Genomic DNA, 12,696 nt, shown 5'->3' on the forward strand with positions numbered 1-12,696 from the left:
ATACCGGGTTAAAAAAATAAAAGGATAGTATAAAAATTACGCTCATTTTTTAGAATGACCTTATTATTTATAAAATTCTAATACCTTTGCCTTTCTAATATAGAATTATGAAGCATCTTTTTTTGACGGTATTTTTTTTCTGCTCTTTGTCAATGTTAGGCCAGGAACAATTGGATACGATTAAGCCAAGAAAATCATTGAGAGTATCAGATGAGAAAAAACATGTTGCCCCGATTAATCAATATAAAATTATCTCTCTGGAAAAAGATACTACCTATGTAGACACTTCACTAACCATAAAAAAAGAATACGCACTTAATTATCTGCGAAAAGATATTTTTGGATTAATGCCTTTTGCTAATGAAGGACAAACGTATAACACGCTGGATTACGGGTTGACTTCCTATAACGCCTATCCGGAATTTGGTTTCAAAGCAAAGCATTTTGCCTATATGAGAGCTGAGGATATTAAGTATTATTCGATGCCGACGCCAATGACCGAACTGTATTATAAATCGGTGATGGAGCAAGGACAAAATCTGGATGCCTTTCTTTCCCTGAATACGTCTAAAAATTTCAATATGTCGGTTGGCTATAAAGGACTTCGTTCTTTAGGTAAATATGTTAACCAGCTTTCCAGTACCGGGAATTTCAGATTTATTACCAGCTATCATACCACTGATAACCGTTATAATCTAAAAATGCACTTCGCCGTACAGGATATCTTAAATCATGAAAATGGCGGTGTTAAGAACCTGTCGGATTTTGAGAACAGCATCCCGCCTTATGACGACAGGGCACGTTTGGATGTCTATTTTTCGGATGACACAAAATCCTCTCTGGAAGGAAAAAGAATTTTTATTGACCACAGTTTCCGGTTAAATAAGGACAATCCGAATAGTCTTGTTTTCATGCATCAGCTAAATTATGAGTATAAGTTTTTTAATTATGCCCAGCCAACGGCAAATGAACGATTCGGTTCTGCCTATTCCAGCAGTGTCAACAATAAAACAAGATTCAACAGTATTTATAATAAAATAGGAGTAGCCTATTCGAACCAGTTATTCGGTGATTTTCAATTTTACTTAGAAGAGTATAAGTATAATTATTTCTATAATAATACTGTACTGAACAGTGATGGAACAATTGCTGTTCCAAATGCCCAGAATGATAAGATAGATTCATACGGGGCACAATACTCATACTACAAAGGAAAATGGAAAGGAACCTTATTGCTGTCTAACTCGATAACCGATCAGTCACTGGCAAAAGTTGACGGAACGGTTCGTTATACGCTGGATGAAAAGAATATTTTCTCATTCCGTTTCCAGACCATGAATAAATTACCGGACCTGAACTATAATTTATATCAGAGCGGTTATATTGCCTATAACTGGAAAAACAATTTTAAAAACGAAAAAATTAAAAATTTCGAATTTGAAGCCAAAACCAAATGGTTTGATGCTGCTGCGAAATACACAATTTTAGACGATCATCTGTATTTTGTAAATAACAGTCAGAATGAAACCCAGATCCTGGTTACCCCAACGCAGTATAACAACACGATCAATTATTTTTCCGCCAGAATCGGAAGAGAATTTAAGGTTGGTAAATTCGGATTGGACAATACCTTTTTATACCAAAAAGTGGAACAATCGGATCGGATATTGAACGTTCCGGAACTGGTAGCAAGAAATACGCTGTATTTTAACGACTATTACTTTTCAAAAGCATTATACCTGCAAATGGGCGTTACCCTGAACTATTTCTCAAAATACTATGCGAATGATTACCATCCGCTATTGGGCGAATTTTATATTCAGGAGAAAAAACAAATCGGGAACTTTCCACTATTGGACTTCTTTATCAATGCCAAAATCAGACAAACCAGAATTTACCTGAAAGCAGAACATTTCAATTCCAGCTTTACCGGTTATAACTTCTATTCGGACACGAATAATCCGTATCATGATTTTATGATTCGTTTCGGTCTGGTTTGGAATTTCTTCAGTTAAGACAAGACACTCTTAAATATCAATATCTTTGTAATAATTTAGTTTATAGTATATAAACGACTTTTTTAGAAACAATAAAATAATGAAATACGCAAAAAACATATTGGAAACTATTGGAAATACTCCTTTAGTGCAATTAAATAAAGTTACCCAGGAAGTAAATGCCTTAGTGCTGGCTAAAGTGGAAACATTCAATCCCGGAAACTCGGTTAAAGACCGTATGGCGGTAAAAATGATTGAAGATGCAGAAGCGGATGGGCGATTAAAACCGGGCGGAACGATTATTGAAGGGACATCCGGAAATACCGGTATGGGCTTAGCCTTAGCAGCTATTGTGAAAGGTTACAAACTAATCTGTGTGATCTCGGATAAACAATCCAAAGAAAAAATGGATATCCTGCGTGCTGTAGGGGCGAAAGTTGTGGTTTGTCCGACAGATGTTGAACCTACCGATCCACGTTCCTATTATTCCGTTTCCAAACGCCTGGCAGAAGAAACACCGAATGCCTGGTATGTAAACCAATATGATAATCCTTCCAATGCGATTGCACATTATGAGCAGACCGGACCGGAAATCTGGGAACAGACAGATGGTAAAATTACACACTTTGTTGTTGGAGTGGGAACAGGAGGAACGATTTCGGGTGTGGCAAAATACCTGAAAGAGAAAAACCCGAATATCAAAATCTGGGGAATCGATACGTATGGTTCGGTATTTAAAAAATACCACGAAACCGGTATTTTCGATGAGAATGAAATTTACTCCTATATTACAGAAGGAATCGGAGAGGACATCTTACCTAAAAATGTGGACTTTTCATTAATTGACGGTTTTACAAAAGTTACCGATAAGGATGCGGCAGTTTACACGCGAAGAATTGCTTTGGAAGAAGGGATCTTTGTAGGTAATTCAGCCGGAGCAGCTGTAAAAGGACTGATTCAGTTAAAAGAACATTTCAAACCGGAAGACGTAGTGGTGGTTTTATTCCATGACAGCGGTAGCCGTTATGTGGGAAAAATGTTTAATGACGACTGGATGCGTGAAAGAGGATTCCTGGAAGAAGAAATAACCAAAGCAGAAGATCTGATCAAAGAACATATCGACAAACCGTTGGTGGTAGTAAGAACAGAAGAATTGGTTTCCCATGCTATTGAGCGTATGCGCAAACACAAAATATCACAAATCCCGGTAATTGATGTAACCGGATTTGTAGGCTCTGTTGATGAAACCGATTTATTCCAGAGTTACGTTGCCGATAAAAATGTTGCCGACAAACCTATCCGCGAAGTAATGGGAGCGGCTTTCCCGGTTGTAAAATTAGGAACACCAATTGATGAAGTTTCCAAATTGATCAATAAAGACAATCAGGCAGTTTTGGTTGACTTAGGAAATGGGAAACACCATATTATCACGAAACACGATATTATCAACTCGATTAAATAGTTTTAGAATACATAAAAAAGCCCCTTTCGCACGAAAGGGGCTTTTTTTATTCACCAATTAAAATTCCGGAAACATTCCAGGAACTAAAACTTCCTCCTTCGGGAGCACCCTGCGGAATACGGATGCGGATAGTATGATTTCCGGCTTTTAGATTACCAAGATCAATCAGGATAGGATTGGTAACCGTTCCCGGGCACCAGTTGGAACGACTGTAGTCAGATGAAGACAGGCCGTTATTAAAATTTCCAGAGGCAGGATTAAACAACCGGTAGGAACCACAATCCTGACGCCACGGAGTAAAAGCAAAAATTTCTTTTTGATCCAAAAAGATGCTGTTCTTTTTAGGGACAAATTCATCACCGTTTTCCCAGCCGCCATGACCAGTTGTGATATAACGCAGTTTAGCATTGTGAACGTCTTTTGACAGGGTAAAGGATACTTCCAGCCCTTTTTCGGAATTGAACATCGTAGCATATTCCTGTTCCGCCATTTCCATTACATTGGTCGTATTGAACAGCGGTAAAACAAACGTATTTTTTGGAGATTGCTTTTCCTCGTTATGAATGGTAATATTCAGGCTTATCTGATGGCCGCCTTTATCATAATTTCCGATAAACGTACCAATCCAGATTTCCTGATCGCTCAATGCCGTTTGTAATTCTGAAATATCCTGACGATACGGAACGGCATCATGCCATTTTTTATCCTTTAACTCAATATGATTGTATTGCTTGATCCCAAAAGGAGTGAAGAAACGCATCAATTCCAATAACGGTGCATAATCATTGGTGCGGACAACCCCCTGATATTGTTTTCCGTTTCCGTTGTCATAAAGTGGAAGTGTTTTGGCGCCGTTTTTTAAACCGTCAAGAAAAGACGTTTTCTGATCCGTCGGAATAACAAAAACCGATCCCGTCCGGTCGTAGGCATCACCATTGGATTGTTCCAGTAAATCAACAAAAACCTGGCTGCCCGGTATAATTTTCGGGAAACGTACTTTCTTTAGAACGATGGTACCGTTTGCAAACCGGATAATGCTGTCATTGGACTTCGATTCGCCGGAAAAATTAATAAGCTCGTTTTCAAAAACTTTTATAGTTGTAAAACGGCTTTTCCAGAGTAGGTCGCGGTAGCTGAGCAAATCAACATTTTTGCCTTTAAACGAATTAAAAGCCATCCCTCTTGGGGCTATTTTTTGCAGCTTTTCAACCTTAGTAGCCGTGATTACAAAATTATTATTGCGGTTCATTTCCAAAACCAGTCCGAGATTCTGCCCCAAAACAGTGGGAGCGCCCTTTTCCTGGACAGCATTGGTAAACCAAAGTTCAATAGTGTTCGAATTAATGATTGTTTTTGCTTTTTTACAGGGATAGCCCAAAATGGTTTTGGTATCGCCTGTAATCTCAAACTGCTGTTTTGCTAAAGCCACACTATCTTTTGTACTGATCCAATCGTTGGCACTTAGCCTGGAAAATTGTGTATAGCTGTTTGCCGGATGATCAATAAAAGTCTGTTCGTAAGGAAGCGGAGCTTTATGAGTCAGAATGTTTTCGGTGGTGAGTAGTGTTTCTTTACCGGTTGCAAAAACCAGTATCGGATCCTGATTTTCGATGCGTTTTCCGTTGGAGCTTTTCAGGTAGGTTATTTTTAATCCTTTTGAAGGGTTTACGGCAACCTGGCCGAAAGTAAGACTAAAGAAAAAAAGGAGTAGTGCTGTGTAACGTTTTCTCATTGTTAGTGTATAGAATAACAAAGATAAATTTTTCTTATATTAGTGTTATATTTTATACGCCATGCAGGAAATTTTTTTACACCATATCTGGCAATACAAGAAATTTGCCATATCCGAACTGAAAACAGAAGAAGGAACGGCACTTCAAATACTTCATTCCGGCCAGTATCTGCAACATGAAGGTCCGGATTTTTTCAATGCCCAGATTATTATCGACAATCAGAAATGGGTCGGGAATGTTGAAATACACATCCGCTCGTCAGACTGGTATTTACACCGCCATGAAACAAATGAGCAATACGATAACGTCATACTGCACGTGGTCTGGGAACACGATATGGAAGTGTTCCGGAAAGACAATACGGAAATTCCGGTATTGGTCCTGAAGAAATATGTTCCTGAAACGCTGCTTTCCGGTTATTATGATCTGATAGCCGATAAAAGCTGGATATATTGTGAAAAACAATTAAAAGAAATCAATCAGATTGTACTGCTCAAATGGAAAGAGCGTCTTTTTTTTGAAAGACTCGAAAAGAAGATTTTACCAATTGTACAATTGCTGAAAGAAAATAAAAATGACTGGGAAACCACATTGTTTTGTGCCATTGCCAGAAATTTTGGATTGAATGTAAACGGGGAGGCTTTTTTTCAGATTGCAAAATCAATTCCTTTCACGGTAATCCGGAAAGAACAGTATGAATATGAAAATCTTGAAGCATTATTTCTGGGAAGAGGCGGATTGTTAACGGTACCCAAAGAGGATTCCTATTATAAACAGCTGAAAAAAAGATGGTTTTATTTACAGGATAAATACCCGTTACCCAGACGGTTTGTTCAGCCATTACAGTTTTACAAGTTAAGACCCGGTAATTTTCCGACCATCAGGTTGGTGCAGTTAGCACAGCTATACCATGAACAGGCTAATTTGTTTGATGTTGTAATAAAAGGAGATACGATAAAAACCTTTTACAAAATGTTTAACCTGAAAGTTTCCGGATATTGGCAGACACACTATCTTTTTGATAAAGAAAGTGCGATGAAACCAAAAAGGATAAGCAAATCTTTTATTGATTTGGTATTTATCAATACCATTTTGCCGTTACAATTTTTATATGCACAGCATTCGGGGCAGGATATCGTAGAAAAACTAATGGATGTATTGCGGGAAATACCGCCTGAAAAAAATACTGTAATTGAAAAATTCAGACATTTCGGAATAATGGCGGAAAATGCTTTTGATAGTCAGGCCCTGCTGCATCTCAAAAAAGAATATTGTGATGCTAAAAGATGCCTTAATTGTGAAATAGGGCAGCAGTTATTATTGTAATGAATATTTATGGATTATTTTTGGAACGAAATTAAAACTACGTATTATGGGATTAATAACGAACATTCGTCATTTTTTCGAGAAACATGGATTTGAAGTGTCTTCACGGCTGGCAGACAGGCTGGGAATGAGAGCGACCAGCGTCCGGCTTTTTTTTATCTACCTTTCTTTTTTTACAGTGGGTTTGTGGTTCGGAGTTTATCTTACGCTGGCTTTCTGGCTGAAATTGAAAGACATGGTATATACGAAACGAAGTTCTGTATTTGACCTATAAAAGATATAGCCATGAACAATAATAAATTCTACTTAAAGTTTACCCGGGAACAGCGTAGTGGAATTTTTGTGTTGTTGTTCCTGATTGTATTGATTCAGATACTGTATTATGTTGTGTTGTCAAAGGATTATGCTTCGGATCCTCCAGATCCGGAAGAAGAAAAATGGCTGGCATTGCAGTCCAGGATAGACAGTCTGAAAGTCATAAAGGATAACGAAACACTAAAGATCTATCCTTTTAACCCCAATTTTATTTCCGATTATAAAGGATATACCCTGGGGATGACAACGGAAGAAATTGACCGGTTGCACGCCTTCCGGAAGCAGCATAAATTTATAAACTCTCCAAAAGAATTCCAGGACATCACAAAAGTTTCGGATGAAAAGTTAGCCGAAATCGCACCCTATTTTAAGTTCCCGGAATGGGTAAACAGCCCGGGACCAGCCCGGAATTATGGGAGTACTTTTAAAGAACATGCCCGGTCAAAAGAAAAAGACTTCATTATAGACATTAATAAAGCAACAAAAGAAGACCTGATGAAGGTTTACGGTATCGGCCCTGCCTTATCGGAACGCATACTGGCTGAAAAAGAAAAACTGGGTGCTTTTGTCAGTACACAACAATTTCAATACATCTGGGGATTGTCTCCGGAAGTTGTACAACAGCTCATCGTGCATTTTCCGGTGTTGCAGCAACCACCGCTTCAAAAAATTGACATCAACAATAGTTCTTTAAAAGATCTGGCGCAATTTCCCTACTTCCGGTTTGCGCTGGCCAAAGAGATTGTTACTTACCGGAGTATGAATGGCGGGATTAAATCAAAAGAAGACTTAACAAAAATTAAAGATTTTCCAGTAGAAAAAGTTGATATAATTGCCTTATATTTGGATTTTTAAACAAACAAACAACAAAATGAATTTTGATTATAATGAAACGCAGGCGATGATTGCCCAATCAATCAGAGACTTTGCAGAACAACACATTCGTCCTAATATTATGGAATGGGATGAAGCACAAACATTTCCTGTTGATTTATTTAAGAAATTAGGTGAAATGGGATTCATGGGAGTTTTAGTTCCTGAAGAATTAGGAGGTTCAGGTCTTGGATATCATGAATATATTACGATTGTTGAAGAAATTTCAAAAGTAGACCCTTCTATCGGGCTTTCGGTAGCGGCTCATAATTCTCTTTGTACAAATCATATCCTGACTTTCGGAAATGAGGAGCAAAAAAAGAGATGGATTCCAAAATTAGCTACTGCAGAGTGGATTGGAGCATGGGGACTAACGGAGCACAATACCGGTTCTGATGCCGGAGGAATGAACACCACAGCGGTTAAAGATGGTGAGGAATGGGTACTGAATGGTGCTAAAAACTTTATCACACATGCTAAATCGGGGAACGTTGCAGTAGTAATTGTTCGTACCGGAGAAAAAGGAGATTCCAGAGGAATGACAGCTTTTGTTGTAGAACACGGAACACCTGGTTTTACAAGCGGAAGAAAAGAAAATAAATTAGGAATGCGTGCAAGTGAAACAGCAGAATTAATTTTCGACAATTGCCGTATTTCCGATGCAAACCGTTTGGGTGAAGTTGGAGAAGGATTTATCCAGGCCATGAAAATTCTGGACGGAGGACGTATTTCCATTGGTGCTTTATCATTAGGAATTGCAAAAGGAGCTTATGAAGCTGCTTTAAAATATTCAAAAGAACGTCACCAGTTTGGAAAACCAATCAGTGATTTCCAGGGGATTTCTTTCAAATTAGCAGATATGGCTACAGAGATTGAAGCTTCAGAATTGTTATTACACAAAGCAGCGTTCTTAAAGAACAATCACAGACCGGTAACGACACTTGGTGCTATGGCAAAAATGTATAGTTCGGAAGTTTGTGTGAAAGTTGCCAATGAAGCGGTACAAATTCACGGAGGTTATGGATATACAAAAGATTTCCCTGTTGAGAAATTCTACAGAGATTCTAAATTGTGTACAATTGGTGAAGGAACTACCGAAATTCAGAAATTAGTAATTTCAAGAAATATACTAAAAGGATAAAAAGTAATTACTTTTAAATATCAAAAACCTGTTCAGCTTGCTGAACAGGTTTTTTTATTTACCGCAAATCCAATAATGGGTAGCCGGTTTTAATTTTTAATGATTTTTGTTGTAAGGGTTTGTTCTCCGGAAACGATCCGGACAATATAGATCCCGTCAGCTTTATCCTGAATGTCTATTTTCAGGTCTTCGGATTCTTTCTTAAAGCGGTTGCTGTATACCGTTGCCCCGATCAGATTGGTGATTTGGATAGTGCCTTCCGCCATATCTTTAATGTTGATATAGAAAATACCGTTGTTCGGATTGGGAACAATCTGGATTTTGTCGTCAGATAGAACGGCCTTCTTTTCAGGAAGATTATAAATAGTCTCGTAACTGATTACGGGTTCATCTCCTTGTTTGGCTACATAATTGCCGGAGCATCCCTCAATATAGGATCGGAAAACAGCACCGTTAACAGCGGTAAAACCGTTAGTAAGTATTACGGTTTCTCCTGCATGGTATATTCCGGTAGCCCCACTGCCAATCGTATTGCTTGCAGTAATGGACGAAGAAGCTTGTCTGGTGTCTGTTGCAGGAGCAGTTACATTGGTCGTTAGTGTTAGATTTGTAACACATGGACTTGGCGTTATCAATAAAGCCTGATAGGCATTTACAAGCCCGTATCCCATTTCACTATGCCAGGTTCCATTAGGTCTTCCTCCAATAGTGGAATAGCTATACAGGTCTGGTCTTACTTTCTGAGCAGATTGTTCGATAATGTTATTTACCTGCACGGCAGTTAAGTTCGGGTTTTTGGATAAAATCAGAGCGGCTACACCGGCAACAACCGGACATGCGGAAGAAGTTCCGTTAAAAGCCTGCATGTAATTTGAAACATCATACCCGGCAGATCCCTGGCGATCGGTAGTCGGCATTTTCACACCGGGAGCCATAATGTCCAACTGGGAACCATAACAACTGCCCCAGGTGGTTTCCCCGTCACAGGATGAAAGGCTTTTTCGTTGCCCGCACGGACTCATGGCACCAACAACAAGAATGTTAGGGAAATAATTGCCGGGATAACGAATATTAGTATTGTTTTCATTACCCGCTGCAAAAACAACAACACATCCTTTTCCGCCACGTCCCAATGTCAGGGCATTATTGATCGCATCTGTTATAATGTTTGACGGAGCATAACCTCCCCATGAATTACTGATTACATCAATACCATTGGTTCTTGCCCAGTTAAAACCACGTGCTAACTCTATAGGAGTGTCGGAAGATAGTAAGTTGATACTGATAGAGACCAGTTGGGTGTTCGGCGCAACGCCGCTGATACCTAAATTATTATTTTGCACGGCTCCGGTTATACCGGCACATGGCGTTCCATGAGGACCTCTTACCTGTGCAGGTGATGTTCCGGTTTTTGCGTCATAACCGGTACCGAAAACATTGGCCGCTAAATCCGGATGATTCATTTCAAAACCATGATCATAGATGGCTGTTTTTATGCCTGTTCCGGTTGCAATTCCCCAGGCCTGCTCTGCTTTAATGTCTATTCCGGCATAAGCAGCGCCGTATTGACCGGTGTTTTTTAGTCCCCATTGATTGTTGAAATAGGGATCTGCCGAAGCTTCTAAATTATGATAGATAAAGGCAGGTTCCGTACTTTCAAACAAACCGGATTCCTGGAAAATGTTAGCAAATTCCAAAGCATTTTTGTCGTTTGTTCTGGCACAGCTTACAACAAACCAAAGCGGCATATATTGATCATGACCTAAAATTTCCAGATTGTAATTTTTTGCTGTATCATATAATAAATTGACGTCTGCCTCACTTCTTAGTTTGACATAGAAGTTATTGGAAAGGCCTATTTTTTTACCATCGCTGGTTTTGAAACTTGGCGAGGCTTTTACGATTGCATTGATCGTGTTAAAGTTGTTGAGTAAGGCAAAATAATTGCTGGTTTCAAGGCCTTGAGGGTATTGTATCTCAAAATAATAGGTCTTGATGTTTTGGTTCATTTTTGCCAATTCATCAACAGCAATAACACTTCCTCTGGTATAGTCTTCGGTAAGTGTGCCTAAGGAAGCATTGTCGCTTAAATAAGGTTCTATAAACGCGGTAGTGTTTTCTTTTGTGTTGATTGCCATATTTTGCGTATCTAATTCCAAAAAAAACTTTTCACCGTTATAATAGTAGAAATAGTTTGACTGCCCATAACTTCCACCGGAAATAAGGAGTGTCAGGATACCGAGTATTAATTTTATATTTTTCATAATTTAATATTTTTAAAGATTAAACTATGACAATTACTTCTGGTTGATTTTAGCTTCTAAAGCCTCAATTCGTTTTTCCTGATTAATCAGATACAATACTAACTCTTCAATTTTTTCCTGTTGTATTTTTGAGATTTCACCAAGACTAAGTCCTTCTTCGGCTACTTGTTTTTCGGATGGAACATTCGGAAGGTGTTTGTTTTTAGCAATAAAGGCAGCTACTTCGGCCAATGGTTTTAGAGTATAATCATCGGCAAATACATAATCGGCCCAGCCGGTTCTTACTCTTACTTCATCTGTAAGAATACCGCCTTTTACAAATAAATTATAGCTGCTTATGTTTGCGCCGCCTATGGTTGTCGGGAAATTTTTGGTTCCTATTCCTGTTTTATTACTGAAATACCCTTTGCCTTCAAAATATCCGCCATAGGTTGAGGAACCGTTAATTTCATCGATACCGATGACAGCACCGGCATAACCACTGCTTAAAGTACCGTTCCAGGCACCTTTTAAGTTTCCGAAAACACCGCCGATATTAAAAGGATTACTTCCGGAGATCCCATCTATTTTTGTAGTGAATTTTCCACCAAGTGTTTGTGAGGTGCCAAATGGCGATCTTGCCTGGGTTACATCAACGTTGCAGCTTATTCCCAGAGTCGTACTTTGAGCAGACCAGTTGGAGTTGTAACCGATGATTCCGGTAGTCAGTGAATTTGTAGTGCTGTAAATGGAACCGGAACTGAATCGCTGTGCAATGATATCGCCTTTATTCCCGTTTCGGACTCCACCGTCAATATCTAATTTTATATTGGTATCCGTTCCAAAGGCAACCGGAGGGGCGGCAATACCGATACCAACGTTTGTACCATTATCATTTACCTGTGCATAAACACCGGATGTAATACCTAAACTAAATACTACGGCTAAAAAAGTAATGTTTTTTTTCATGATTAATTGTAATTTAATGTTCCCTACTCTGTAAGCTTTTCGGGTTCCGCTTATTTTTTAATAAATTGAACAGATACTGGTTTTTCATACTCCATTTCCAGAATTAAAAGGTAATGGCCGGGAAGTAAATTCGTTAAATCCATATTGATTTCATGTGCTGATTTTGTTATCTTAGAGGTATGGAGAATGCTGCTGGTATCATAGATGCTGTAACTGGTTATGGGAAAAGCAGGGGATTTTACCGTTAAAAAATCACTGGCAGGGTTGGGATACAGAATGATTTCAGGATAATATGTTTTTCCCGGACCGCCGGTACTGGTCCGGATAACCGTAGTACCGCCGTTATGCTGGTTTTTTGGAGCTGATGCCGTGACTGGGCAAATATGAATGGTGGTGTCTGGGATAGGGGTAATATTGACACTTGTTTCGGAAACGTATTCCCCGCTCATTTTAATGTTTTGGGTATTGGAAATTATTAAAGCCGAAATTTCATAGACATTCGCATTTTCATAATCGGAAGAAATAGTTAAGTATATATTGTTTTTTTTTTCGGCTGCTACCTGTCCGTTCACAATCGTAAAATGTAGAAGTGCTGAGAGTAAAAACAAGAGGCTTTTTTTCATGATTGCTAAAGTTT

10 protein-coding genes are annotated in these 12,696 nt (G+C 38.8%); 6 read left to right on the plus strand and 4 right to left on the minus strand.

Annotation, left to right across the window (positions count from 1 at the left end; genetic code table 11):
- The first annotated feature begins 107 nt into the window (after positions 1 to 107).
- Together B3394_RS04550 and B3394_RS04555 are read left to right on the plus strand one after the other, a co-directional pair.
- A complete protein-coding gene (locus B3394_RS04550) occupies positions 108 to 2,015 on the plus strand; it encodes a putative porin (RefSeq protein WP_286913496.1) in 1,908 nt (635 codons plus the stop codon).
- An 82-nt stretch (positions 2,016 to 2,097) separates the two neighbouring features.
- Positions 2,098 to 3,459 carry a pyridoxal-phosphate dependent enzyme gene (locus tag B3394_RS04555; protein ID WP_273244064.1) on the plus strand — a complete coding sequence of 454 codons (1,362 nt, stop codon included), beginning with the start codon at positions 2,098 to 2,100 and terminating at the stop codon, positions 3,457 to 3,459.
- Between the two features lie 46 nt (positions 3,460 to 3,505).
- On the opposite strand, the gene B3394_RS04560 is transcribed toward B3394_RS04555, so the two are convergent.
- Entirely contained in the window at positions 3,506 to 5,191 is a 1,686-nt protein-coding gene (locus tag B3394_RS04560) for a GLPGLI family protein (protein WP_286913502.1), read from the minus strand.
- Positions 5,192 to 5,252: 61 nt separating this feature from the next.
- On the opposite strand from B3394_RS04560, the gene B3394_RS04565 reads away from it, so the two are divergent.
- Genes B3394_RS04565 through B3394_RS04580 form a run of 4 tightly spaced genes read left to right on the plus strand, consistent with a single transcriptional unit; the run spans position 5,253 to position 8,847 of the window.
- Positions 5,253 to 6,518 carry a DUF2851 family protein gene (locus tag B3394_RS04565; protein WP_286913506.1) on the plus strand — a complete coding sequence of 422 codons (1,266 nt, stop codon included), beginning with the start codon at positions 5,253 to 5,255 and terminating at the stop codon, positions 6,516 to 6,518.
- 46 nt (positions 6,519 to 6,564) lie between these two features.
- A complete protein-coding gene (locus B3394_RS04570) occupies positions 6,565 to 6,792 on the plus strand; it encodes a PspC domain-containing protein (protein ID WP_177729891.1) in 228 nt (75 codons plus the stop codon).
- Between the two features lie 11 nt (positions 6,793 to 6,803).
- The gene (locus B3394_RS04575) at positions 6,804 to 7,688 is read left to right on the plus strand and encodes a ComEA family DNA-binding protein (RefSeq protein WP_286913507.1); all 885 of its coding nucleotides are present in this window, start codon (positions 6,804 to 6,806) and stop codon (positions 7,686 to 7,688) included.
- A gap of 16 nt (positions 7,689 to 7,704) precedes the next feature.
- Entirely contained in the window at positions 7,705 to 8,847 is a 1,143-nt protein-coding gene (locus B3394_RS04580; RefSeq protein ID WP_177729887.1) for an acyl-CoA dehydrogenase family protein, read from the plus strand.
- Positions 8,848 to 8,936: 89 nt separating this feature from the next.
- On the opposite strand, the gene B3394_RS04585 is transcribed toward B3394_RS04580, so the two are convergent.
- Genes B3394_RS04585 through B3394_RS04595 form a run of 3 tightly spaced genes read right to left on the minus strand, consistent with a single transcriptional unit; the run spans position 8,937 to position 12,682 of the window.
- Positions 8,937 to 11,111 carry a S8 family serine peptidase gene (locus B3394_RS04585; protein ID WP_286913511.1) on the minus strand — a complete coding sequence of 725 codons (2,175 nt, stop codon included), beginning with the start codon at positions 11,109 to 11,111 and terminating at the stop codon, positions 8,937 to 8,939.
- A gap of 33 nt (positions 11,112 to 11,144) precedes the next feature.
- Positions 11,145 to 12,059: a hypothetical protein gene (locus B3394_RS04590; RefSeq protein WP_273244054.1), complete on the minus strand. Its 915-nt coding sequence runs from the start codon at positions 12,057 to 12,059 to the stop codon at positions 11,145 to 11,147.
- Positions 12,060 to 12,109: 50 nt separating this feature from the next.
- Complete coding sequence (locus B3394_RS04595) at positions 12,110 to 12,682, minus strand: T9SS type A sorting domain-containing protein (protein WP_273244052.1); 573 nt, start codon at positions 12,680 to 12,682, stop codon at positions 12,110 to 12,112.
- Positions 12,683 to 12,696: the final 14 nt, after the last annotated feature.

The sequence above is a fragment of the Flavobacterium sp. UBA4197 genome, from assembly GCF_002379575.1.
GTDB lineage: Bacteria > Bacteroidota > Bacteroidia > Flavobacteriales > Flavobacteriaceae > Flavobacterium > Flavobacterium inviolabile.